At 57.8% G+C, this 22786-nt stretch carries 26 protein-coding genes; 2 read left to right on the top strand and 24 right to left on the bottom strand.

The genetic code is table 11. The features are described from left to right. The 21 genes from nagZ to ACOAP0_RS16215 all read right to left on the bottom strand — a co-directional run bounded on the left by nagZ (position 1) and on the right by ACOAP0_RS16215 (position 19258). On the bottom strand, positions 1 to 1104 hold the full coding sequence (gene nagZ, locus ACOAP0_RS16315) for a beta-N-acetylhexosaminidase (RefSeq protein ID WP_498377273.1): 1104 nt from the start codon (positions 1102 to 1104) through the stop codon (positions 1 to 3). Between the two features lie 75 nt (positions 1105 to 1179). Next, positions 1180 to 1572, bottom strand: coding sequence for a holo-ACP synthase (acpS, locus tag ACOAP0_RS16310; protein ID WP_498377272.1), 393 nt, complete (start codon positions 1570 to 1572; stop codon positions 1180 to 1182). Between the two features lie 9 nt (positions 1573 to 1581). Further along, on the bottom strand, positions 1582 to 2331 hold the full coding sequence (locus ACOAP0_RS16305; protein WP_498377271.1) for a pyridoxine 5'-phosphate synthase: 750 nt from the start codon (positions 2329 to 2331) through the stop codon (positions 1582 to 1584). Then, complete coding sequence (recO, locus tag ACOAP0_RS16300) at positions 2328 to 3077, bottom strand: DNA repair protein RecO (protein WP_498377270.1); 750 nt, start codon at positions 3075 to 3077, stop codon at positions 2328 to 2330. The genes ACOAP0_RS16305 and recO overlap by 4 nt, the downstream gene beginning before the upstream one ends. A gap of 116 nt (positions 3078 to 3193) precedes the next feature. Beyond that, complete coding sequence (gene era / locus ACOAP0_RS16295) at positions 3194 to 4153, bottom strand: GTPase Era (RefSeq protein WP_481875007.1); 960 nt, start codon at positions 4151 to 4153, stop codon at positions 3194 to 3196. Positions 4154 to 4257: 104 nt separating this feature from the next. Then, positions 4258 to 4944: a ribonuclease III gene (gene rnc / locus ACOAP0_RS16290; RefSeq protein WP_498377269.1), complete on the bottom strand. Its 687-nt coding sequence runs from the start codon at positions 4942 to 4944 to the stop codon at positions 4258 to 4260. Beyond that, a complete protein-coding gene (locus ACOAP0_RS16285) occupies positions 4945 to 5292 on the bottom strand; it encodes a DUF4845 domain-containing protein (RefSeq protein ID WP_313878522.1) in 348 nt (115 codons plus the stop codon). It lies immediately after the preceding gene. Between the two features lie 34 nt (positions 5293 to 5326). After that, the gene (gene lepB / locus ACOAP0_RS16280; protein ID WP_498377267.1) at positions 5327 to 6292 is read right to left on the bottom strand and encodes a signal peptidase I; all 966 of its coding nucleotides are present in this window, start codon (positions 6290 to 6292) and stop codon (positions 5327 to 5329) included. After that, positions 6292 to 8103: a translation elongation factor 4 gene (gene lepA, locus ACOAP0_RS16275; RefSeq protein WP_481875000.1), complete on the bottom strand. Its 1812-nt coding sequence runs from the start codon at positions 8101 to 8103 to the stop codon at positions 6292 to 6294. Before lepA ends, lepB begins: the two co-directional genes overlap by 1 nt. Before the next feature lie 476 nt (positions 8104 to 8579). Continuing rightward, positions 8580 to 10043, bottom strand: coding sequence for a Do family serine endopeptidase (locus ACOAP0_RS16270; RefSeq protein ID WP_498377266.1), 1464 nt, complete (start codon positions 10041 to 10043; stop codon positions 8580 to 8582). A gap of 35 nt (positions 10044 to 10078) precedes the next feature. Continuing rightward, positions 10079 to 11086 carry a MucB/RseB C-terminal domain-containing protein gene (locus ACOAP0_RS16265; protein ID WP_498377265.1) on the bottom strand — a complete coding sequence of 336 codons (1008 nt, stop codon included), beginning with the start codon at positions 11084 to 11086 and terminating at the stop codon, positions 10079 to 10081. Next, entirely contained in the window at positions 11086 to 11682 is a 597-nt protein-coding gene (locus ACOAP0_RS16260) for a sigma-E factor negative regulatory protein (protein WP_498377264.1), read from the bottom strand. Before ACOAP0_RS16260 ends, ACOAP0_RS16265 begins: the two co-directional genes overlap by 1 nt. A gap of 10 nt (positions 11683 to 11692) precedes the next feature. Next, positions 11693 to 12313 (bottom strand): sigma-70 family RNA polymerase sigma factor, encoded by a 621-nt coding sequence (locus ACOAP0_RS16255; RefSeq protein ID WP_498377263.1) that lies wholly within the window; start codon positions 12311 to 12313, stop codon positions 11693 to 11695. Positions 12314 to 12803: 490 nt separating this feature from the next. Next, positions 12804 to 14048 (bottom strand): beta-ketoacyl-ACP synthase II, encoded by a 1245-nt coding sequence (gene fabF / locus ACOAP0_RS16250; protein WP_498377262.1) that lies wholly within the window; start codon positions 14046 to 14048, stop codon positions 12804 to 12806. Between the two features lie 146 nt (positions 14049 to 14194). Then, the gene (gene acpP, locus ACOAP0_RS16245; protein ID WP_498377261.1) at positions 14195 to 14434 is read right to left on the bottom strand and encodes an acyl carrier protein; all 240 of its coding nucleotides are present in this window, start codon (positions 14432 to 14434) and stop codon (positions 14195 to 14197) included. A gap of 99 nt (positions 14435 to 14533) precedes the next feature. After that, positions 14534 to 15280, bottom strand: coding sequence for a 3-oxoacyl-ACP reductase FabG (fabG, locus tag ACOAP0_RS16240; protein ID WP_498377260.1), 747 nt, complete (start codon positions 15278 to 15280; stop codon positions 14534 to 14536). Continuing rightward, positions 15277 to 16227 (bottom strand): ACP S-malonyltransferase, encoded by a 951-nt coding sequence (gene fabD / locus ACOAP0_RS16235; RefSeq protein WP_498377259.1) that lies wholly within the window; start codon positions 16225 to 16227, stop codon positions 15277 to 15279. Before fabD ends, fabG begins: the two co-directional genes overlap by 4 nt. Before the next feature lie 52 nt (positions 16228 to 16279). Next, a complete protein-coding gene (locus ACOAP0_RS16230) occupies positions 16280 to 17257 on the bottom strand; it encodes a beta-ketoacyl-ACP synthase III (RefSeq protein WP_498377258.1) in 978 nt (325 codons plus the stop codon). Between the two features lie 28 nt (positions 17258 to 17285). Next, entirely contained in the window at positions 17286 to 18311 is a 1026-nt protein-coding gene (gene plsX, locus ACOAP0_RS16225) for a phosphate acyltransferase PlsX (protein WP_498377257.1), read from the bottom strand. A 108-nt stretch (positions 18312 to 18419) separates the two neighbouring features. Continuing rightward, complete coding sequence (rpmF, locus tag ACOAP0_RS16220; protein WP_087496852.1) at positions 18420 to 18602, bottom strand: 50S ribosomal protein L32; 183 nt, start codon at positions 18600 to 18602, stop codon at positions 18420 to 18422. A 119-nt stretch (positions 18603 to 18721) separates the two neighbouring features. Further along, positions 18722 to 19258, bottom strand: coding sequence for a YceD family protein (locus tag ACOAP0_RS16215; RefSeq protein ID WP_498377255.1), 537 nt, complete (start codon positions 19256 to 19258; stop codon positions 18722 to 18724). Positions 19259 to 19283: 25 nt separating this feature from the next. Between ACOAP0_RS16215 and ACOAP0_RS16210 the strand changes: the two genes are divergently transcribed. Together ACOAP0_RS16210 and ACOAP0_RS16205 are read left to right on the top strand one after the other, a co-directional pair. Next, the gene (locus ACOAP0_RS16210; protein ID WP_498377254.1) at positions 19284 to 19889 is read left to right on the top strand and encodes a Maf family nucleotide pyrophosphatase; all 606 of its coding nucleotides are present in this window, start codon (positions 19284 to 19286) and stop codon (positions 19887 to 19889) included. Continuing rightward, positions 19886 to 20641, top strand: a complete 756-nt coding sequence (locus tag ACOAP0_RS16205) for an SAM-dependent methyltransferase (RefSeq protein ID WP_498391472.1) — start codon at positions 19886 to 19888, stop codon at positions 20639 to 20641. Before ACOAP0_RS16210 ends, ACOAP0_RS16205 begins: the two co-directional genes overlap by 4 nt. 21 nt (positions 20642 to 20662) lie before the next feature. Here the strand turns inward: ACOAP0_RS16205 and ACOAP0_RS16200 are convergent, their stop codons facing one another. From ACOAP0_RS16200 to ACOAP0_RS16190, 3 genes are read right to left on the bottom strand one after another with little or no spacing between them, the layout of a single operon-like run. Then, positions 20663 to 21700, bottom strand: coding sequence for a S49 family peptidase (locus ACOAP0_RS16200; RefSeq protein WP_498377252.1), 1038 nt, complete (start codon positions 21698 to 21700; stop codon positions 20663 to 20665). After that, positions 21701 to 22084: a Rieske (2Fe-2S) protein gene (locus tag ACOAP0_RS16195; protein WP_498377251.1), complete on the bottom strand. Its 384-nt coding sequence runs from the start codon at positions 22082 to 22084 to the stop codon at positions 21701 to 21703. A gap of 27 nt (positions 22085 to 22111) precedes the next feature. Next, positions 22112 to 22786, bottom strand: coding sequence for an HAD family hydrolase (locus ACOAP0_RS16190; RefSeq protein WP_498377250.1), 675 nt, complete (start codon positions 22784 to 22786; stop codon positions 22112 to 22114).

Below are 22786 nucleotides of genomic sequence, written 5' to 3'. Positions count from 1 at the left end.
TCAGGCGATCCAGTCCAGTGCCTGCATGTAGTCGGGGTGCACCATAAGGTCGTCCCACGCCATCGCAGGGCTGGTAGGCAGCAATGCGCGGCGGCGGGCTTCGCTCGCCTCCAGCGCCTGCCACTGGCCCTTGAGCTGGGCTTCGGTCAGGCCGTCAATCAATTCGTCCACCGCCTTGCCACCGCCCTCGGCATTGGCCATGGACTGGTTGCACAAGAGCACCAGGTCACAGCCTGCGTTTAACGCCACCACAGCCGCTTCGGTGTAGCTCACGGTTTTGCCGTCGATCAAGCGGGCGCCGGCCATGGACAGGTCGTCACTGAAGATGGCGCCGGTAAAGCCCAATTGGCCGCGCAAAATTTCGTTCAGCCACACGCTCGAAAAACCGGCGGGACGGCTGTCAACCTTGGGGTAAATCACGTGAGCGGGCATCACGCTGCTGGTCACGGTGTTGAGCCAGCGGTACGGTGCGGCGTCATCCGCCAAAATGGCTTTGAGGCTGCGCTTGTCTACCGGGATATCGATGTGCGAGTCGGCTTTCACAAAGCCATGGCCGGGGAAGTGCTTGCCGCAGTTGGCCATGCCGCTTTTTTGCAGGCCATGCATCAGGCTCTTGGCCAGCATGCTCACCACACGCGGGTCGCGTGCAAAAGCGCGGTCGCCGATGACGCTGCTCTCACCGTAATCCAAGTCCAGCACCGGCGTGAAGCTCATATCCACGCCACAGGCGCGCAACTCGGCGCCCAGCACATAGCCGGTGGCGGTGGCGGCGTTGGTAGCGTTCAGGGCGCCAGCCTTCTTGGCGGAGGTGGTGGGCGCGATGTCCCGCATCCACATCTCACCCAAGGCGCGCATGGGCGGCAGGTGGGTGAAGCCGTCGGTCTTGAAGCGCTGCACCCGCCCGCCTTCGTGGTCCACGCAGATCAGCAAATCGGCGCGCACCTTTTTGATCTCGCGGCACAGCGCCGTGAGCTGCTCACGGTTTTGCCAGTTGCGGGCAAACAAAATCATGCCACCTACCAGTGGATGTTTCAGGCGTTTGCGGTCTACCGCGGTGAGGCTGGTGCCGGCGATGTCAATGATCAGGGGGGCGTGGAATGTCATGGTGTCTGTTGCTATCAATTCAGGAGCTGGTTGCGCACATTCTACGAGCGCCAGCGGCTATTTTTATTCAAGTTCTCAGCGGGTTTCCACCACGCAGAAGCTGGCGGCGTAATCGGTTTCGTCAGTGACAGTGATATGGGCCTGCAAGCCTTTGTCTTCAAACCACGTTTTCAACTCGCCATGCAACACGATGACCGGCTTGCCGCTGCGCTCGTTGGCAATCTCGCACAGCTTCCAGGTCATGGGCATCCGCATGCCCAGCCTGATGGCCTTGCTGAACGACTCTTTGGCGCTGAAGCGGGTGGCCAGGTAGCGCAAGCCGCGTTCGGGCCAACGGGCGCTGCGGGCCTTCCAGGTCTTTAGCTCTGCGTCTGACAGCACCTTGGCCGCGAAGCGCTCGCCATGGCGCTCTACGCTGGCGCGTATGCGGCGCACATCGCAAATGTCGGTGCCAATGCCGTAAATCAAGGCGTGCCTTTATTGCCTAAGGCAGGCCAGATAGCCGTGGATGGTGGCGGTGTAGCCCAGCTCCAACGCGTCTGCAATCAGCGCGTGGCCGATAGAGACCTCTTGCAAACCGGGAACCTGCTGCGCAAACGCGGTTAAGTTGTCGCGGTTCAAATCGTGGCCGGCATTGACGCCCAGGCCTGCGTCCAATGCGGCTTGGGCGGCAGCGGCGAAAAGATCCAATTGCGCTTGCTGATCCGCGGTGCCCCAGGCGGCGGCGAATGGCTCGGTATAGAGCTCAATGCGGTCTGCGCCCACCTCCTTGGCAGCCGCCATGGCCGTGGGGTCTGCGTCCATGAACAGGCTGACGCGCAGGTTCAGTGCGTGGGCTTCGGCAATCAAGGGCTTCAAGCGCTCGGCATCCGCGGGAAAGCTCCAGCCGTGATCACTGGTGAACTGGCCTTCCGAGTCCGGCACGAAGGTCACTTGGTGCACCGGCAAGCCGCGCTGGCGCAGATCGCGCACACAGTCCATCAGGTTGTGAAACGGGTTGCCCTCCACGTTGAATTCACGATCCGGCCAAGCCTTGAGCAGGGCTGCCAGGTCCAAGACATCCTGTGCACGGATATGACGCGCGTCGGGACGTGGGTGCACCGTGATCCCCGCAGCGCCCGCCTCCAGGCACAAAGTCGCTGCGCGGGTGACGCTGGGAATACCCAAGTGGCGGGTGTTGCGCACCAGCGCCACTTTATTCAGGTTGACGGAGAGATGGGTTTTCATAGGTTTTGAATATCAATCATCATCTGCCGCGTTCGCAGCGTCTTGACGCCGCAATGGTAGTGCAGCAAAGCCCGCAACTGGGGCTTGAGTTCAGACATCACCTCAGAGCAGGCCCGTAGCGTGGTGGTGAAGGGGGCATGGACTGCAATCGCGTCTTGCAATGTCACCCACTGGCTGCCCGAGAGGCCCGCGCGGTCGTCAGGCCCAGCCTGCCGCAAACCACCTTCAGGAACCAGCACGTAGCGCACGTCGGCCTGCAAAGGCGCGAGGGTCATGGTTTGTGCATCGAGCTGGGGCAAAAAACCCACTTCGCGCAGCAACAATAACTCGAAGGTCCGCAGGGCCGCCTGCAGCACTTCGCCATGCTCACTGGAAATGACCCGAACCACTTGTGCATAGATGTCAAAGAGTTCAGCGTGCGGGTCGTCTCGCGCCAGCAAGGTGATCAGCAACTCATTGAGGTAGTAGCCGGACAGCAGCGCGTCCCCTGTCGGCATCACATGCCCGCCCTGCCACTCTGCGCTGCGCAAAGTGCGGATCTCAGCGTCGCCTCCAAAAGCCACATGCAAGGGCTGCAGCGGCAACAAGATAGGGCGGAAGCTCGACGTGGGCTTCTTCACCCCCTTGGCCACCAGCGCCACCCGACCGTAGTGGCGGGTGAACACTTCCAAAATCAGGCTGCTCTCGCTCCAGTCGTAGCGATGCAATACAAACGCCGGCTCGTCCGCAATCCGCTTGGTCGCCATGGATCAGCGTGTCTTGTTACCAGCAAACGCCGCGGAGCTGGCTCTGCCAGGCCGCTGGCGCTGCCCCCTGCAAGGGGGAAAGCGACTACGCGAAACGAGTAAGCCGGGGGGTGTGCTCATTCATACCCGAAGCTGCGCACGCGCGCTTCGTCATCGGCCCAGCCGGAGCGCACTTTGACCCACAGCTCCAGAAACACCTTGGCGTCTGCGAGCTTTTCGAGTTCCACACGGGTTTCCATGCCGATGCGTTTGATGCGCTCGCCCTTGTCGCCGATCACCATGGCCTTGTGGCCATCACGCTCCACCACGATTGTGGCGGCTATGCGCAGCAGGCGCTTCTGGCCCTTTTTCTGGGGTGGCTCTTCTTCGAACTTGTCGATCACCACCGTAGAGGTGTATGGCAGCTCGTCACCGGTCAGGCGGAACAGCTTTTCGCGTACCAGCTCACTGGCCAGGAATTTTTCGCTGCGGTCGGTCAACTCGTCTTCGGAGTACCACCAGGCTTGCTCGGGCAGGAACTTTTCGCAAATACCCAGCAGGCGGTCAATGTCCTTGGCGTTCTTGGCCGAGAGGGGAATCATCTCGGTGAATTTGGCGCGGGCCTGCATGGCTTGCAGCCAGGGCGCCAAGCCGGCGCGCTCTTTCACGTTATCCAGTTTGTTAGCCACCAAGACGACAGGGATGCCCTCGCCCAAGAGTTTCAATACTTTTTCGTCCGCCGACGTAAAGCTGCCGGCCTCCACCACGAACAACACCAGGTCCACATCTGACACTGCGCCCTGCACCGCTTTGTTCAAGGATTTGTTCAGTGCATTGCCGTGGATAGTCTGGAAACCGGGGGTATCCACAAACACAAACTGCGTCTGCCCCTCGGTGCGCATGCCGGTAATACGGTGACGCGTGGTTTGTGCCTTGCGCGAGGTGATGCTGATCTTCTGCCCCACCAATGCGTTGAGCAAGGTGGATTTACCCACATTGGGCTTGCCCACAATGGCGACCAAACCGCATCGTTGGCCCGCACCATCGGTGCCGGGAGTGGCCAACTTCGGCGTGCTCTTGAGCAAGCCTTCCAGCATGGCATCTAGGTTTTCCTGCACCTCAACCGGCGCTCGAGCTTGAGAGCCTTTTTGCCCCTTGGCGCTCGTGGATTCTGCGCGAGCAGCTACTTTTTTAGGAGCATTCATGATTTGACCTTTGCTTTGATGGTTTGCAGCATGGCCGCGGCCGCTGCTTGTTCTCCGGCCCGGCGTGAGCCGCCGATGCCGCGTTCCGACAAGCGCAGTTCGGGTACCTCGCACTCCACGTCAAAACTTTGTTTATGGGCTGCGCCGATGGTGCCCACCACGGTGTAGAGCGGAAGTTTCATTTTGCGACCCTGCAACCACTCCTGCAACTCGGTCTTGGCATCCTTGCCGATGGCCTGCATCTGCGGGTTGATTTCTACCGCTTCAAACAAGCGGTGTACCAAGGCTTGGGCCTTGGCAAAACCGGCATCCAAATAGACGGCGCCGATGATGGCCTCCAAGGCGTCGGCCAGGATGGAGGCGCGCTTGGGACCTCCGGAGCGCATTTCGCCCTCTCCCAGTTTGAGCACATCGGGCAAACCTAATTTCAGTGCCAACTGGTGCAGCGTCTCTTGCCGGACCAGGTTGGCCCGCACACGGGACAAATCCCCTTCGGGTAGGTTGCCCAAGCGCGAATACAAGAGATCAGAAATGGCCAAGCCTAAAACGGAATCGCCCAGAAACTCCAGGCGCTCGTAATGGTCAGCAGAGAAGCTGCGGTGGGTCAATGCCCGCGACAGCAGAGAAACATTCGAGAACTGGTGCTGTAGCCGTTGCTGCAGCGCGGTCAAACCATCTGCCACTTATTTGGATCGTCCTGCGTATTTAAGGGTCAGGAAAGCGGGGCCGACAAGGTGGATTTCACGTTGGTAGGAGAACGCCACCACGACTTTGTCGCCTTCTTTGGTCACTTCAAGGTCTTTGCCTGTGATCGACTTGATGTTGTCAATCTCAGCTGACTTGTCAAACAAACCACGCACCTCGACCACCGACTGACCGGCTGTCGCACGCTGGGCTGCTTTTTCAATGGCCATGTATTCGATCACGGTCGGAAATGCTTGAGCAGCAATGACCCCTGTCATAGCCAGAATGCCGCCTACAAAAAGCAGGCCAATGAAAGAGATGCCGCGTTGTTTGGATTTGCTGTGCATGTTGTGACTCCCGAAACTCAAGGTCGATAAAGATTCAGTTAAACCCGCCAATCCGCTTGAGATTGGTAAAGTTCATCCACACAAAAAAAGCCTTGCCCACGATGTTTTTGTCCGGTACAAAACCCCAATAGCGTGAATCCAGCGAATTGTCGCGATTGTCGCCCATCATGAAGTAGTGGCCTTCCGGCACTTTGCAGGTCACGCCTTCCACGGTGTAGTTGCAATTTTCCATGCCTTCGAACTTTTCAACTCCGGCCACAAAGGCGGGCCGGCGAGCATCATTCAACAAGCGGTGGGGCTTCTCGCCCAAAGTCTCTTCAAACTGCTTGAAGTACTGGCTGGCATCCTCATCAAAGAAGTCCGGCAAGGTATTGGTCTCCACAGGCTTGCCATTGATGGTCAAACGCTTGTTCAGGTAGGCCACCGTATCGCCCGGTACACCCACCACACGTTTGATGTAGTCCAAACTTGGCTTGGGGGGGTAGCGGAACACCATCACATCACCGCGTTGCGGCTTGTTGCCTTCGGTGATTTTGGTATTGATGACTGGCAATCGCACTCCGTAGGTGAACTTGTTCACCAGAATCAGGTCGCCTACCAACAAGGTTGGGATCATGGATCCGGAAGGGATCTTGAAGGGCTCGAACAAAAACGAGCGCAACAGAAAAACTACGATGATCACCGGGAACAGACCGGCCGTCCAGTCCAGCCACCAAGGCTGCATTAGCAGTTTGACTTTGGCTTCCTGGATGTCTCCATCGACCTGGGTGATGCCCATGTTAGCCAAGCCTTCGCGCCGTTTTGCATCCTGCGCTTCCAACTCAGCCACGGCACGTTGGCGCTGGGGCAAAAAGTAAAAGCGCTCGGCTAGCCAGTAGGCACCGGTCACCACGCTGGCCAGGAAAAGCAGCAACGCAAAGTTGCCATCGACCAGACCGAAATACCAGGAGGCGCCGTAGGCAACGAAAGCCGCAAGTACGGCCGCTGTGAATGCTTGCATTAATCTTCCACTTGGAGAATGGCGAGGAAGGCTTCCTGTGGAACCTCCACCGATCCGATTTGTTTCATGCGCTTCTTACCGGCTTTTTGCTTTTCCAGCAACTTGCGCTTGCGGGAAATATCGCCGCCGTAGCACTTGGCCAGCACGTTTTTACGCAGTGCCTTGATTGTCTCACGCGCAATGATGTTGGCTCCGATGGCCGCCTGGATCGCCACGTCATACATCTGACGCGAAATGATCTCGCGCATTTTGGCCACCACGGCGCGGCCCCGGTAGGCGGACTGGCTACGGTGCACGATGATGGACAAGGCATCCACCTTCTCACCGTTCAACAGGATGTCTACCTTGACCACGTCGGATGCTCGAAACTCTTTGAACTCATAGTCCATGGACGCGTATCCGCGGCTCACGCTCTTGAGCTTGTCAAAGAAATCCAGCACGATTTCACCCAGCGGCATTTCGTAGGTCAACACCACCTGGCGGCCTTTGTAGGCCATGTTCATCTGCACGCCACGCTTCTGGTTGGCCAGCGTCATGACCACGCCCACGTACTCTTGGGGCATGTAGAGGTGCACCGTGACGATGGGCTCGCGGATTTCGGCAGTTTTGCCGATCTCTGGCATCTTGGAGGGGTTCTCCACCATAACCACTTCGCCATCGCTCTTGACCACTTCGTACACCACGCTCGGGGCAGTGGTGATCAAGTCCTGATCAAACTCGCGCTCCAAGCGTTCCTGGACGATCTCCATGTGCAACAGGCCCAGAAATCCGCAACGGAAACCAAAGCCCAGCGCTTGCGACACCTCTGGCTCGTAATGCAAGGAAGCGTCATTGAGTTTGAGCTTTTCCAATGCGTCCCGCAGGGAGTCGTATTCACTGGCTTCGGTCGGGTACAGACCGGCAAACACCTGCGGCTGAATTTCCTTGAAGCCAGGCAATGGCTCTGTGGCTGTCAGGGCGGCGCCACCCGTGCCGGGCTTCACCAAGGTCACCGTATCGCCCACCTTGGCGGCCTGCAGTTCCTTGATCCCGGCAATGATGTAACCCACCTCTCCGGCCTCCAGCGACGTGCGTGGCTGGTTCGCAGGGGTAAAGACACCCAAATTGTCCGCGTTGTAGGTCGCACCGGACGCCATCATCTTGATACGTTCACCCTTGCCCAAGCGGCCATCCACCACGCGCACCAACATCACCACGCCCACGAAGCTGTCGTACCAGCTGTCGATGATCATGGCCCGCAGAGGGCCATCCGGATTGCCTTTAGGTGAGGGAATCTTGGCCACAATGGCTTCGAGAATGTCATCAATGCCTAGGCCCGTTTTGGCCGAGCACACGATGGCATCGGTAGCATCTATGCCGATCACATCTTCAATTTCGCTGCGGGCATTGTCAGGGTCCGCATTCGGCAAGTCGATCTTGTTCAAGACCGGCAATACCTCCACATCAAGATCCAAGGCGGTGTAGCAGTTGGCTACGGTTTGCGCTTCTACACCTTGGGAGGCATCGACCACAAGCAATGCACCTTCACAGGCGGAGAGTGAGCGGGACACTTCATATGAGAAGTCCACGTGACCGGGCGTGTCGATCAGGTTCAGGTTGTAAACCTGTCCGTCTTTGGCCTTGTATTGCAATGCAGCGGTCTGCGCCTTGATGGTTATCCCACGCTCTTTTTCGATGTCCATCGAGTCCAGAACCTGCGCCTCCATCTCACGCGCTTCCAACCCGCCACAACGCTGAATCAAGCGATCTGCCAGCGTGGATTTGCCGTGGTCAATGTGGGCAATGATCGAAAAATTTCGGATGTGATTCATCAACGACGAGCTTCAAGTAATTGAATTAAAAGGAACAGCCATGAAAAAAGGGCGCGTCGAGTGAGGACGCGCCCTGAACCAACAATCTTTTGGCAACTGCGATAGTTGGAAGCTCATTGTAGGCAAAAAGTCCAGAGAGCACAGCCCAAAAAACCCGGTTCAGGGGACGTTGCACCATGGCAACATCATAAATACTCACAACTTATCCACAGACCACTCTCTCAATAACTGGACAACATGTGGGAGAGCTGTGGAGTGTCTGTGGGGCAATCAACAACGTCCCACATCATGGATTATCGCAAGTTCTATATATCTTCTTTGCACCAAAGAATCTGTCTATTCTAACCATCTCAATAAATTCACACTATTGAATTAACGCCAGCGCCAAAAAATCTATGGTCCAAAGAAAAAAAAACTGTGGCTGATGTGTGATCCAACAACCCCAAAGCCCGCTCTGCTTTAGGGTTGTTTCCGTCTCATCGGTTGGCGCGAATGACCGCGTATTGCGTCCAGCCCCCCCCCCGGCGGAACAATACGTTCAGCGGCTTGGATTTATCGTGTTTTGCAATGACTGCGTCAAATTCCTTGACGTTCAGGACTTCCACGTTGGCAACCTGAAGAATGATGTCACCCTCCCGCAAACCCGCCCGCGCGGCCGCATCTGCTGCGCCTTCAATGCGAACACCTCCACGCACGCCCGCCTCTTTGCGCTGAGCTTCCGTCAAGGAAGTCACCACCAGACCGAACACCTGAGCTGCGGGGGAAGCGCTAGGCTTGTCGTCCTTGCTGTTTGCCTTGGCAACAGGCTTATCTGCCTCAATCTCGGCGATCACGACCTGCAAATCTTTGCTTCCGCCACGACGGAACACCGTTACCGTGCTTTTCGTACCGGGCTTGGTACCGCCCACAATACGCGGCAGGTCACTCGATTTCTCAATCACCTTGCCATCAAAGCGCGTAATGATGTCACCAGCCTCAACGCCGGCCTTTTCAGCTGGAGAACCCGTCTCCACACCGCGCACCAAAGCACCGGTCGGCTTTCCGAGGCCAATAGACTCCGCCACATCTTTGGTGACCTGATCAATCTGGACGCCGATACGTCCACGTGAAACACGACCAGTCGCCCGCAATTGGTCACTCACCCGGACTGCTTCATCCATGGGTATCGAAAACGAAATACCCATGAATCCGCCCGAACGGGAGTAAATCTGGCTGTTGATGCCGACCACCTCACCACGCATGTTGATCAATGGACCGCCAGAATTTCCGGGATTGATCGCAACATCCGTCTGGATGAAAGGCAAGAAATCACCCGTGTCGCGCTGCTTGGCGCTAACGATGCCAGCTGTCACTGTATTTTCCAGACCAAATGGCGAGCCGATGGCCATCACCCATTCCCCAACACGCAGGCGGTTGACATCACCCACCTTCACGGCAGGCAATCCACTAGCTTCGATTTTGACAACGGCTACATCCGAACGTTTGTCGGCACCCAAAATCTTTGCTTTGAATTCCCGCTTGTCCGTCAAAGTCACCAACACTTCGTCCGCCCCTTCCACCACGTGCGCATTGGTCATGATGACACCGTCAGAAGTCAGGATAAATCCGGAGCCGACACCGCGTGGCTGCTCCTCTTCCTGCTGCTGGGGACGATTCTGCCTGGGCGCCTGTTTGGGCAAATTGGGAATCGGCAGACCAAAGCGCTTGAAGAACTCCAGCATCTCCTCCTCGCCGGGCCCACCTTGCTGGGCACGGGCACTGACTTTTTCCAGAGTGCGGATGTTCACCACCGAAGGGCCCACTTGATCCACCAGATCCGTAAAGTCCGGCAATGCCCTAGCTTGCGCATGGGCAACTCCCGTCGGAACCAATGCGACGGCAGATACAGCCAAGAAGCCTGTCAAACAAAATCGTCGTGCGGTAGAAATCCAAGCGGTCATCGTCTTCATCCCCTGAAAAAAATCGATATGGCGACTTATTTTTTGCGTTCAAGAGCCTGAACAAAAGAGGCCAGCGTGGCAGCGGGTACCTCACCGACGCCGGTGATCCACCACGCGCCTGCTTTGCGGGTTTGGGTACGCGTAGCCCCCCCAAGGTCCGCACGGCCCGCTTGTGTGTGGCGAGTCGGATCGAATCGCTCCACAAAAAGAGACACGGTTGCCAAGCCGTCTGAGAACATCCATTGCATCGTGCTCTCAGCTTTCCCCGAGGCTCCAGCCAAGAGCGCAACCGGCCGTGTATAACAGCCTGCGGATTTGAATCCGGGTACTACGCTGGACATCGTCCAACCCTGGGCTGCCGCAGTCGTTTTTTCTGTAGTGCGGCGCTCCACTCGATAGCCTTCCGTCTGCCCCATTAACTGACTCAGCTTGGCGGCACTCACCGGCGCATCCAATTGCAATTCAGAGAAGGCGGATTGCTCCAATGTCTTTCCGTCTACATCCAGTGTCTGCAGCTGCACGACCAAGCCGGATTTCTTCTCACTCCAGACACGGTACCCGTAGCGCATGCCGTCCTTGGGGGCAATCTGAACTACATCAGCGTCAATCCCTGCCACCCGGTCGGTCGTCTGAGGCTTCAGTTGATAGAACTCATCCAGAGCGGTACTTTGCGACTTCAACAGTCCCGGAAACAATCCGAACGAATCCCGCGTTTCCGCAATGCCAACTTTGGCAGTCGGGTACAGAGTCAAGACCTCGGAATTTTTCCGAAAAGTGGAGCGTGGGGTGCCGCTGAGCGACTCGATCCGCTCCATTTGCTGATCCCCATCACACACATGCCAGATCTTGGCACTGGCCATCTGTGTGCCTGCGGATACAACAAAGGTACCTGTGTAAGTGCGATAGCGGGAAGCTTCATGCAAACGCATGAGCCAAGAGCTAACCGAGGGGTCCTCGGCCAGTGCCATCGCCGGCATAAAGGACAGGACCACCAAGGCGGAGCAAAGCAATGCCTTGGCAATAGACACCGTTCGGATTTCCATCACCGGCCGGGTCTTTCATAAGTTGCGTTGCGCAAAAATCCGGATGGCGCTTGCCATGCGGAATGGCCACCCATTTGCTGGTGGGCTGCCATCAATGCATCGAGCTCCGGGTTGCGCAACATGACACTGCCGTCAGCAGTAGCTACTTCGGTTGCCACCGGGGCCGCAGGAGTACCGCTCAGGGCAAATGACTCGGAGGGATCACCCTGAGGCCACAGGACCGCAGCAAGCCCTCCTACTGCCAGCACCATTACGAATGAGGCCAATGCCCGGACTTTCCAGAATGATTCATTGGATGCCGAACTTGCAACGATTACCGGATTTGGCACCTGTATCTCATTGTGGAAAACCGGTCCATCAGATTCTTGAGCCAAGCGTTTTTGCAGAGTTTGCCAAAAAGCCAAATCCCCAGAAGGAGCTTCAACCCGCTCGCCCCGTACGGAGGCTACCACAGCGTGATGCACTGCCCACGCCTCGTAGGTGGCAGGTTCAGCTTCCATGGCGTCCAGCAAAGTGCCAATGTCGTCCGCTGACAATTCCCCGTCTGCAAGCGCCGCAATTTGCTCTTGCAAAGTCAGCGATGTGTTGTGTTCCATACCCATGTCCTTACCAACGCTTGCCTGTTTGCTTATCCAAAAGGGGCTTGACCTTGGCCGATATTGCTTCTCGCGCCCGGAATATCCGCGAGCGTACAGTCCCTATCGGACAAGACATGGCAAGAGAAATTTCTTCATAACTCAGCCCTTCAATTTCCCGTAGCACCACTGCTTGGCGCAACTCTTCAGGCAGTTCATCCATCGCACTGTTCACCACGCCAGCAATCTCTTTGGCCGCCAACACTGATTCAGGCGTTTCGTCACTACTTGGTTCGTTCTGGCGCAAAGAAGTTTCATCTTCTTCATCCCGTGCGAAAAAAGACTCTGAAATAGTCCTGTCCCGTTTCAATTCCAAAAGTGCTTTTTTGGCGGTGTTTACCGCAATGCGATACAGCCAGGTATAAAACTGGGCGCCTCCCCGGAACTGATGCAAAGCCCTGTAGGCGCGGATGAACGTTTCCTGAGTAATGTCTTCGACCAGATCAACATCCCGGACCATGCGCCCGACAAGTCGCTGAACCCTTCTTTGATATTTGATAACCAATAGGCCATAGGCTCGCTGGTCGCCGGCAATCGTGCGCTCGACCAACGGCCAATCAGCATCCACCGTTTTTTCAAGGGGTTCGGTCATCTGAGTGCGTGCCGACCGACTTCGAGGGGGTTATCTGACTCAGGGTGAAAGGGGCCAACACCTACAAGTGCCCTGCGCATGGAGCGCCAATGCGACATATGCCTTGGATCAGCATCCATCCACACCCCAAAGCTCCTACCGGTGACTGGCACCAGCAAAAGCCATACCGAAGTCTGGAAATCATATTGGATGGCAACCGCCTTCAAAGGCTCTGCCACCCCGGACCAATACCAGGAGTCCCCGTCCCAGCGCAACCGCCCTTGGGGCATGTGTTGCCAGTAATGGACTAGCCAAGCCGATGTAGCAGACCACAGAATTGCCAAAATCACTACATGTGCCATCGGCATGCCAGCATGCCAGCCACATAGCGGGACACCTGCAAACGCGAGTGAAAGCGCCATGAGGATGCGCCCCGCACGTTGCGAACGAACTATTTGAAAACTGGTCGCTGGTGGGCGTTGCATGGTGCCTCAGCGTGCTGCGGCGGAAATCAAACGCGCTTGAAGACCAGCGTGCCGTTGGTTCCACCGAAGCCGAAATTGTTTTTCACAGCCACATCGATCTTCATGTCGCGCGCAGCATTGGCGCAGTAGTCCAGGTCGCACTCCGGGTCCTGGTTGAAAATGTTGATGGTGGGCGGACTTTTCTGGTGATGCAAAGCCAGCACAGTGAACACCGATTCCAAGCCGCCAGCGCCACCCAGCAAGTGACCGGTCATCGACTTGGTGGAATTCACCACAACACGCTTGGCATGAACACCTAAAGCTGCCTTGATGGCATTGGTTTCGTTCACGTCGCCCAAGGGAGTAGACGTACCATGGGCGTTCAAATAGTCCACCTGATCCGCGTTGACACCGGCATTGCGCATGGCACTCAACATGGCACGGCGCGGGCCATCCATGTTGGGAGCGGTCATATGGCCTGCATCGGCACTCATGCCGAAACCGGCAAGTTCAGCGTAGATTTTGGCGCCCCGGGCCTTGGCGTGCTCATATTCTTCCAACACCATAACGCCACCGCCCTCACCCAACACAAAACCATCACGGTCTTTATCCCAAGGGCGGGATGCAGTCGCAGGGTCATCATTACGGGTACTCAATGCACGCATGGCGGCAAAGCCGCCAATACCCAACGGAGAAACCGTAGCTTCGGAGCCACCGGCGATCATGACGTCTGCGTCTCCATACTCGATCATGCGGCCTGCTTCACCGATACAGTGCAGTCCGGTAGTACATGCCGTCACAATCGCGATGTTCGGACCCTTGAAGCCGTAGCGCATGGACACATGGCCGGCCGTCATGTTGATGATGGATGCCGGCACAAAGAATGGCGAAATCCGGCGTGGGCCGCGGTTGGTGTACTCGGTATGGGTGTTTTCAATCATCGGCAAACCGCCGATGCCCGAACCAATCACACAGCCGATACGGGTGGCCTCGTCTTCACCCAGTTCGTCATTAGTCTTCAAGCCGGAATCTTTCACCGCTTGCACTGCTGCTGCGATGCCGTAGTGGATGAAAGTGTCCATCGTCCGCGCTTCCTTGGAGTTGATGTACGACTCCAAGTCAAAGTTGCGGACCTCGCCGGCAATCTTGCAAGCGAATGCGGATGCGTCGAACTTGGAAATCACGTCAATACCGGACTTGCCGGCAAGCAGATTCGACCAAGCCTCGGTCACCGTATTTCCAACGGGACTGATACAACCTAAACCGGTAACAACAACGCGACGACGGGACATAGAAATCTGGGTTCAGCAGTTCGTCAAAGAAATACCGCCTTTGGGCGATACAAGAGAATTCAAAAGGACCGGCCGGACACCAACAGGCATTCATCCTGCGGTTCCGGTCCGGGGGCGCGGAACCTGATTGGCGCCGCAGAGGCCTATCAGGCCTTTTTGTGGGTGTTCGCGTAGTCGATCGCGTTTTGCACGGTAGTGATCTTCTCTGCGTCTTCGTCAGGAATTTCAATTCCGAACTCGTCTTCCAAAGCCATCACCAGTTCCACTGTGTCCAGGGAGTCAGCACCCAGATCAGCCACGAAGGCCTTTTCGTTGGTGACTTGGGACTTTTCAACGCCGAGTTGTTCAGCAATGATTTTTTTGACACGGACTTCGATATCGCTCATGGGTTCCCTCTAAGGGTTGTAAAAGAATCCGAGATTTTACCCGCCCTAGAGACTTGTCTCTAACCGGGCCGCCGTTCGGACACTTCGGCGGTTTTTTTCTTACATGTACATGCCGCCGTTGACGTGCATTTCCTGCCCTGTCACGTAGCCCGCCTGAGGCGAAGCCAAGTAGCAAACCGCATGTGCAATATCAGCAGGCTTGCCCAGATGCCCCAAGGGAATCTGGCCCAGAAGAGCCTTTTGCTGCTCTTCGGGCAGCCCGGCCGTCATGTCGGTCTCAATGAATCCCGGGGCCACGCAGTTCACCGTGATGTTGCGGGAACCCAGTTCGCGCGCCAGCGCACGGGTCATGCCCGCAACGCCTGCCTTGGCGGCCGCGTAGTTGGCTTGGCCGGGGTTGCCGGACGCACCCACCACCGAGGTGATGCTGATGATGCGGCCATAGCGCTGCTTCATCATGGTCCGTAGCACGGACCGGCTCATGCGGAATACGCCCTTCAAGTTGGTGTCCACGACGGCATCCCAGTCGTCATCCTTCATGCGCATCGCCAAGGTGTCGCGGGTGATGCCGGCGTTGTTCACCAGAATGTGCAAACCGCCCTGCTCTTTGGCAATGGCATCCACCAAGGCATCGCCGGCAGCGCCATCCGTCACATCCAAGGTACGACCGTCGCAACCGGGAAAAGCGGCCAACGCTTCGCGGATCTTGGCTGCACCTGCCTCCGAAGTGGCAGTGCCAATGACCTTGACGCCCTTGCGTGCCAACTCTAGGGCAATCGATGCCCCGATGCCCCGGGACGCACCAGTAACCAAAGCCACTTGGCCCTCATATTTCATTTCGCTCATACCAACAAACCTTTCACTTCTTCCAATGAGGCCGGGTCAAACAGGGCTGCCCCGGTCATCTCGGCATCAATGCGCTTGACCATGCCGGCCAGCACCTTGCCGGGGCCGCACTCCACCAAGGTGGTCAAACCGCGGGCCTTGATCGCCTGCACACACTCCACCCAACGCACCGGACCAAAGGCCTGACGGTACAGCGCATCACGGATACGGTCTGCATCCATCTCGATCGCCACGTCAATGTTGTTGATCAAGGCGATTTGCGGGGTAGCGATCTCGATGTCTTCCAAGCGAGCCTTGAGCTTTTCGGCGGCAGGCTTCATCAGACTGGAGTGGAAAGGCGCAGACACCGGCAGCAACAGCGCGCGCTTGGCGCCCGCAGCTTTCAGAATCTCACAGGCTTTGTCCACCGCTGCCTTACTGCCGGCAATCACGGTCTGTGCGGAGTCATTGAAATTCACCGCCTCGACGACTTCAGCACCGGAAGTGCCGAAAGCCGCCGTTGCTTCTGCGCAGCCAGCTATCACTTTAGTAGCATCCATACCAAGAATCGCTGCCATGGCCCCTACGCCTACGGGCACCGCCTCTTGCATGGCCTGGGCACGCAGGCGAACCAAGGGCGCAGCTTGAGCAAGTGTCAACGCACCGGCAGCCACCAAGGCGGAATATTCGCCCAGTGAATGACCGGCCACGGCCTGAGGCGCCACGCCGGTTTCCGCCATCCAGACGCGATAGGCAGCCACAGCGGCCACCAACATCACCGGCTGCGTGTTGGTCGTGAGGGCCAGCGCCTCTTTGGGGCCTTCATGGATCAGCTTGGCAACATCTTCGCCCAAAGCATCAGAAGCTTCCTTCAGGGTTTCAGACACGATGGCATGGTCACCCCAAGCATCCAGCATGCCTACCGATTGGGAGCCCTGTCCGGGGAAAACAAAAGCAAAAGGTTTCATATCATTTCACCGTCAAAACAGGCGCTAGCGCCCGTGGAGTTTGCGCAAGCAGCTACAAAGTCAGGAGCACAGCGCCCCAGGTAAAGCCTCCGCCTACGCCTTCAAGCATGAGGTTCTGGCCGGGCTGAACCCGACCCGCCCGCACCGCAGAATCCAAGGCCAATGGAATGGAGGCTGCAGAGGTATTGCCATGCTGGTCCACGGTGACGACCACCTTGTCCATAGGCAACTTCAGCTTTTTGGCCGTGCTTTGCATGATGCGGATATTGGCCTGGTGGGGAATCAGCCAGTCAATATCCGCCTCGGTTTTGCCGGCCTTGGCCAGCGTGGCCCGCGCTGCGTCTTCGAGCACGCCTACAGCGAGCTTGAAAACCGCCTGGCCGTCCATTTTCAAAAGAGGGTCGCCCAGAATGTGTCCGTTGGACACGTGGCCTGGGACACACAGGATGCCGACATGCTTGCCATCTGCATGTAGGTCACTGGCCAGAATGCCAGGGGTATCGGAGGCTTCCAGCACCACTGCGCCCGCACCGTCGCCGAACAACACGCAGGTGGTGCGGTCGGTAAAGTCCAGCAAGCGGGAGAAAACTTCAGCACCGACCACCAGCGCCTTGTTGGCAGAGCCGGTGCGGATCAAGGCATCAGCCACCGTCAATGCATAAACAAAGCCACTGCACACCGCCTGCACATCAAAAGCAGCGCCACCATTGGCCCCCAGCTTGTTCTGAAGAATGCAAGCCGTGGAGGGGAACACCATATCCGGGGTGGACGTGGCAACAATGATCAGGTCAATATCAGAGGCTTGCAGGCCTGCCGATTGCAATGCGTTTTTGCAGGCCTCGAGACCCAGGTCACTGCTGTACACGCCGTCTGCCACGAAGTGACGGGCACGGATACCGGTTCGCTCAACAATCCACTCGTCCGATGTTTCGACCCCTTGGGCCGCCAACTCAGCGGCCAGGTCGGCATTGGTCAGCCGACGGGGAGGCACATAGCTGCCGGTGCCTGTGATGCGGGAATAACGTGTCATGGGTGATGTGGTGGGCACCCCGTTCAGCTTATGCGCTTGCGTCCGCCACCGTCAATAGAGCGGCAGCGTGGGCAATGCGGACCTGAACGCGGTCCAGCAAGTTGTTTCGGGCTGCATCATACGCGCGGTTCAAGGCATTGCCGAAGGACATCGCATCCGCTGATCCATGGCTCTTGAACACCAAGCCACGCAAGCCCAAAAGCGCTGCACCGTTGTATCGACGGTGGTCAAAACGATTTTTGAAAGCATTTAGAACCGAATAAGCAGCGATAGCAGCCAGTTTCGTCAAAATGTTGCGAGAGAACTCGGCCTTCAAGAAGGTGCCGAACATTGATGCCAGACCTTCGCTGGTCTTGAGCGCCACATTCCCCACAAAGCCGTCACACACCACGATAGCAGCTGTGCCCTTGAAAATATCGTTGCCTTCCACATTACCGACAAAGTTCAAGTCGCCCGTTTTAGCGGCAGATCGCAGCAGTTCACCTGCTTTTTTGATGACTTCGTTACCTTTGATGACTTCTTCACCAATATTGAGCAAACCGACCGAGGGAGACTCTTCGCCACTCAACACCGACACCAAAGCAGAACCCATGACCGCAAACTGAAGCAAATGCTCTGCGCTGCAATCCACATTGGCGCCCAAATCCAGCACCGTAGTGGCCCCGCCCTTTGCGTTCGGAATCTGGCCCGCAATGGCCGGGCGCTCTATGCCGTCAATGGTCTTCAGGATGTAGCGGGAGATGGCCATCAGCGCACCGGTGTTGCCTGCGGACACAGCGGCTTGCGCGGCGCCTTCTTTGACCTGTTGCACCGCTACCCGCATGGATGAATCTTTTTTCTTGCGCAAGGCGACTTCCAAAGGGTCGTCCATGGAGACCACTTCACTTGCCAGCACCACCGTGGCGCGAGGATGCGAGAAGCCCTTCAAAGCCTCCGGAAGCCCGACGAGCACCAGAGCGGCATCAGGATGCCGATCCAAAAACTCGGTGCACGCAGGCAAGGTCACTTGGGGGCCATGGTCGCCCCCCATGCAGTCAACGGCAATCGTAATCATGCGCAATTCAATCCAACGACAAGGTAGCGGGAGATTATCCGGCCCCAAAATGACAAAAGCCCGTCGCTACAGAAACTGTAGCTTCGGGCTTTGCGGGATTCAGAAGAATCAGGCTTCAGACTTGGTCTTCAGCACCTTGCGACCACGGTAGAAACCGGTGGGGCTGATGTGGTGACGCAGGTGGGTTTCACCAGTAGTTGGTTCCACAGCGATGCCAGGCACGTTCAGTGCGTTGTGCGAACGGTGCATGCCGCGCTTGGAAGGAGATTTTTTGTTTTGTTGAACGGCCATGATCGGCTCCTGGGCAAAGGTGCTGCGCAGGTGGCAACACGGTTAGGGTTAGTAAAACGCGGCGGGTTCCGCACACGGAGCCTGTGATTATAGCCCAAAGTCAGGGCGCTCGCCAAGGCCTACTTTTTGAGCTGCTGCAGAACCGCAAACGGATTGGGTTTGTCGGCGGGTGCATCCACGAAATCCGCATCGGCAGCCGCCAGCTTCACGGTGGTGGGGCATTCCTCGTGCTTGGGAACCGCCGGAATTGACATCAGCAACTCGTCCTCCACCAGTTCCAACAGATTGAACTCGCGGCTCATCACCAGTACGTCTTCTTCCGACTCTTCGTCTTCCACCTCCGCCAACGCTTCATTGGCCACAAAACGGAAAGAGCGCTCAAACTCGATATCGACCGCCACGGGCCCGAGGCAGCGCTGGCAGGTCATGGTCAGCGTAGTGGTTCCCGACAAGTGCACCCAAGGCTCATCCTGTCCAGCCGCGTCTTCCTGCATTTCGCCTTGGGCCGCAAACGCCACCATAACGCCTTCCATAGGCCCCAACGATTCCTCGCTCAGACGCTCAAAGTCCGACAGCGGGAGGCTGGATTCCAGGTCACCGGCGGCCTGGGCGAATGCTTTGATGGAGAGGCTGCGGGGCGAGTATTCATGTTTCATGCGCGCAGTGTAAGAGAATCACCCCATGCAAAGCACCCCGCAAAGAAAACTCGTTTTAGGTTCCACCTCCATCTACCGGCGTGAGCTGCTGGAGCGTATTCGCCTGCCGTTCAGCGTGGCTGCACCCCACGTAGATGAGACCCCCCAACCCGGTGAAACACCGGTGGCGCTGGCCCGGCGCCTGGCCCTCGCCAAGGCCCGTGCCGTGGCTAAAGTGCACCCGGATTGCATCGTGATCGGCTCCGACCAAGTGGCAGACCTTCATGGCCAGCCCCTCGGGAAACCCGGCACGCATGAACGGGCCATCGCCCAACTGCAAGCCATGCGCGGGCAGACTGTGATCTTTCAGACCGCGGTCGCCGTGGTGTGCCTGGCCAGCGGCTTTGTGCAGGAAGATCTGGCGGCAGTGAAAGTGCAATTCCGCGACCTGTCAGACACCGAAATTGAGCATTACCTGCAAGCCGAAAAACCCTACGACTGCGCGGGCAGCGCCAAAAGCGAGGGTCTGGGCATCAGCCTGCTGAGCGCTATCGACAACGACGACCCCACCGCGCTGGTAGGGCTACCCCTGATCCGCACCTGCCGCATGCTGCGCGCCGCAGGTCTGGACTTGCTGAGCACCGGCGCATGACAGGCACGCTGTTCCTGGTGCCCGCGCCGCTGGATTTCGGCTGTGCCACCCAAAGCCCCCTCTCTGACAGCATGCCCCAGCACACACTGAGCCGGGCGGCAAACCTGCGCCATTGGATTTGCGAAAACGCCAAGAGCACACGAGCCTATCTCAAGCGGGTGGGCGAATCTCACCCTTTATGCACCCCGATTCAAGAGATGCAGCTGCAGGAGCTGCCGCGCGAGGTCCACAAGAAAGGCGACCACCAAGGCGGCTTTGATGCCAAGCCTTTGTTGGCTGCGGCCCTGCAAGGACACGACGTGGGACTGGTGAGTGAAGCAGGTATGCCCGCCATCGCCGACCCCGGCTCCTCCGTGGTGCGCGCAGCCCATGAGCTGGGCATACGCGTGGTACCTCTGGTCGGCCCTGTATCCCTGCTACTGGCGCTTGCTGCCAGCGGCTTGAACGGGCAGAACTTTGCGTTTGTGGGCTATGTGCCTTCAGACCCTGGCGAGCGGGTCAAGCGCATCAAGGAGCTGGAGTCCCTGGCCCTCAAAACCGGGCAAACACAGCTGTTTATCGAAACGCCCTACCGCAACACCGCCCTGCTCCAGAGCCTGCTACATACCCTGCAGACCAATACCCGGCTGGCCACATCCAGCGGGCTCACGCTGGAAAGCGCCACCACCCACAGCCAGACAGTGAAGCTTTGGAAACACAGCGGGTGGGCGCTGGACAACGCCATACCGACGGTTTTTGCCCTGGGTCGCTAAATCAACCAGCCAGGCCGATGTTCAGTGGAATGCAGGCAGACTGCGCGCGGCCTTGACGGCACCTTCGCCGATGGAGGCACCAAAGCGCTTGACCAGGCGTTCCGCCACGTTCTCCTTGCGGGTGTAGTCCACGATTTCCTCTGCCTTGACCACCTCGCGGGCAACAAAGTCAATATTGCCCAGCTTGTCGGCCAGTCCAAGGTCGATAGCTTGCTGGCCCGTCCAGAACAAGCCGCTGAACATGTCGGGCGTCTCTTTCAAGCGTTTGCCACGCCCTTCTTTCACCACGCCAATGAACTGCTGGTGAATCTGGTCCAGCATGGCCTGCGCAAACACGCGCTGCTTGTCGGTCTGCGGGCTGAACGGGTCGAGGAAACCCTTGTTTTCGCCGGCAGTGAGAAGGCGGCGCTCCACACCCAGCTTTTCCATCAGCCCGGTGAAGCCGAAACCATCCATCAACACCCCGATGCTGCCCACGATGCTGGCTTTGTCCACATAGATTTCGTCCGCTGCCACCGCGATGTAGTACGCCGCAGAGGCACAAGTTTCTTCCACCACCGCGTACACCGGTTTCTTGTGCAAGGCCTTGAGGCGGTGAATTTCGTCATTGATGATGCCCGCCTGCACCGGGCTGCCACCGGGGGAGTTGATCAGCAAGACCACCGCCTTGGCGCCTTGGTCTTCAAAGGCAGCGCGCACTGAAGCGACAACCACTTCTGCGCTCGCTTCATTACCCGAGGCTATCTCACCATGGATGCTCACCACCGCAGTGTGAGGTGTCGAGATATCACTGGGCGTGCCGCTCTGCTGCATGCCCAACCAGACCACCACACACAGGAACCCCAGCCACGCCAGGCGGATGCCGTTGCGCCAGCGACGGGCTGCGCGCTGTTCGACCAAGGCGGCCGTAGCCAGCTTTTCAAGCGTAGCCCGCTCCCAGCCGTCAGTTCCAGTAGCATTTTTTGCTATATTTTCAGGAGCTATCCGCGCAGATTCCACGGGCGTTACTGGCGCTTTTGGCTCTTCTGGTTGGCCAGAAGGGAAGTTGAAGTCGGTCATTTAAAAAGATACCGGTTGAAGATGGGGTGAAGTATGCCAGCGGACCACGCCGTCCACCTCGGTTACGGCGATAGACACCAGCTTGCCCCGGCACGGCCCGGTGCGACACTGCCCCGTCTGGGGGGAATACATAGCACCGTGGGTGGCGCAGATCAGCCAATGCCCGGTTAAGTCAAAAAACCGGTTGAGCTGGTAGTCCATCTCCATGGGCACGTGCGAGCAGCGGTTCAGGTAGGCATACACCTTGCCCGCGTAGCGAATGGCAAAGGCATAACAGGTCTGCCCGCAATAGATCACGTCAAAGGGCACCGCCAGCCCGCTATCCACCAGATCAGCGGAGTTGCACAAGGCAATTCCGGGGGTATCGGGAACAGCGTCCGGCATGAGGGCTCCTTGTCAGGCTAATAAGTATCAGGCGTTGGCCAGCAACCAGGCATCCAATTCCGCTACCGAGTGGGCAATCGTCAGGGGGCCCAGCGCGGCGAAACTCTCCGGCTCATGCGCGCCGTAGCTCACGGCCACACTGGCACACCCGGCGTTCACCGCCATTTGCAGGTCGTGGGTGGTGTCCCCGATCATCAGCACGCGGTCAGCAGCCACTCCGAACTCCATCATCAGCTCCTGCAACATGAGGGGGTGCGGCTTGCCGGCAGTCTCGTCTGCGGTGCGCGAGCCATCAAAAATGCCTTGCAGATTCACATCGCGCAGGGCTTCATTCAACCCACCGCGGCTTTTGCCGGTGGCCACCGTCAGCAGGTGCTGTCGGGTTTTGAGCCGATCCAACATCTTCAGCACCCCAGCAAACAGGGTAATGTCGTTCTGATGCACGCTGTAATGGTGCTTGTAGCGGGCGCCCAGCTGCGGGTATTTTTCGGGCGGCACGTCAGGCGCGGCATGGGCCAGCGCCTGCATCAGCCCCATACCGATCACGTAAGCCGCATCTTTGTCACTCGGTACGGTGCCGCCCACGTCCTTCACCGCCAGCTGGATGCATCGGGTGATCAAGGCCGTGGAGTCAAACAGGGTGCCGTCCCAATCAAATGCGATCAGGTCAAAGCGGCGGGGGCGGAAAGCGTTGGAATTCAT

The sequence above is a fragment of the Curvibacter sp. Hmag1.1 genome (assembly GCF_059769165.1).
Note: the sequence above shows the minus strand (reverse complement) of the source record. Positions and strands in the feature narration are given on the sequence as shown.

Bases quoted from the DNA above. Each gene is read 5' to 3' on its own strand.
- nagZ (WP_498377273.1), bottom strand. From the start codon at position 1,104: ATGACATTCCACGCCCCCCTGATCATTGACATCGCCGGCACCAGCCTC.
- ACOAP0_RS16305 (WP_498377271.1), bottom strand. From the start codon at position 2,331: ATGAAAACCCATCTCTCCGTCAACCTGAATAAAGTGGCGCTGGTGCGC.
- recO (WP_498377270.1), bottom strand. From the start codon at position 3,077: ATGGCGACCAAGCGGATTGCGGACGAGCCGGCGTTTGTATTGCATCGC.
- era (WP_481875007.1), bottom strand. From the start codon at position 4,153: ATGCTGGAAGGCTTGCTCAAGAGCACGCCGAAGTTGGCCACTCCCGGC.
- ACOAP0_RS16285 (WP_313878522.1), bottom strand. From the start codon at position 5,292: ATGCACAGCAAATCCAAACAACGCGGCATCTCTTTCATTGGCCTGCTT.
- lepB (WP_498377267.1), bottom strand. From the start codon at position 6,292: ATGCAAGCATTCACAGCGGCCGTACTTGCGGCTTTCGTTGCCTACGGC.
- lepA (WP_481875000.1), bottom strand. From the start codon at position 8,103: ATGAATCACATCCGAAATTTTTCGATCATTGCCCACATTGACCACGGC.
- ACOAP0_RS16270 (WP_498377266.1), bottom strand. From the start codon at position 10,043: ATGACCGCTTGGATTTCTACCGCACGACGATTTTGTTTGACAGGCTTC.
- ACOAP0_RS16265 (WP_498377265.1), bottom strand. From the start codon at position 11,086: ATGGAAATCCGAACGGTGTCTATTGCCAAGGCATTGCTTTGCTCCGCC.
- ACOAP0_RS16260 (WP_498377264.1), bottom strand. From the start codon at position 11,682: ATGGAACACAACACATCGCTGACTTTGCAAGAGCAAATTGCGGCGCTT.
- ACOAP0_RS16255 (WP_498377263.1), bottom strand. From the start codon at position 12,313: ATGACCGAACCCCTTGAAAAAACGGTGGATGCTGATTGGCCGTTGGTC.
- fabF (WP_498377262.1), bottom strand. From the start codon at position 14,048: ATGTCCCGTCGTCGCGTTGTTGTTACCGGTTTAGGTTGTATCAGTCCC.
- acpP (WP_498377261.1), bottom strand. From the start codon at position 14,434: ATGAGCGATATCGAAGTCCGTGTCAAAAAAATCATTGCTGAACAACTC.
- fabG (WP_498377260.1), bottom strand. From the start codon at position 15,280: ATGAGCGAAATGAAATATGAGGGCCAAGTGGCTTTGGTTACTGGTGCG.
- fabD (WP_498377259.1), bottom strand. From the start codon at position 16,227: ATGAAACCTTTTGCTTTTGTTTTCCCCGGACAGGGCTCCCAATCGGTA.
- ACOAP0_RS16230 (WP_498377258.1), bottom strand. From the start codon at position 17,257: ATGACACGTTATTCCCGCATCACAGGCACCGGCAGCTATGTGCCTCCC.
- plsX (WP_498377257.1), bottom strand. From the start codon at position 18,311: ATGATTACGATTGCCGTTGACTGCATGGGGGGCGACCATGGCCCCCAA.
- rpmF (WP_087496852.1), bottom strand. From the start codon at position 18,602: ATGGCCGTTCAACAAAACAAAAAATCTCCTTCCAAGCGCGGCATGCAC.
- ACOAP0_RS16215 (WP_498377255.1), bottom strand. From the start codon at position 19,258: ATGAAACATGAATACTCGCCCCGCAGCCTCTCCATCAAAGCATTCGCC.
- ACOAP0_RS16210 (WP_498377254.1), top strand. From the start codon at position 19,284: ATGCAAAGCACCCCGCAAAGAAAACTCGTTTTAGGTTCCACCTCCATC.
- ACOAP0_RS16205 (WP_498391472.1), top strand. From the start codon at position 19,886: ATGACAGGCACGCTGTTCCTGGTGCCCGCGCCGCTGGATTTCGGCTGT.
- ACOAP0_RS16200 (WP_498377252.1), bottom strand. From the start codon at position 21,700: ATGACCGACTTCAACTTCCCTTCTGGCCAACCAGAAGAGCCAAAAGCG.
- ACOAP0_RS16195 (WP_498377251.1), bottom strand. From the start codon at position 22,084: ATGCCGGACGCTGTTCCCGATACCCCCGGAATTGCCTTGTGCAACTCC.
- ACOAP0_RS16190 (WP_498377250.1), bottom strand. From the start codon at position 22,786: ATGAATTCCAACGCTTTCCGCCCCCGCCGCTTTGACCTGATCGCATTT.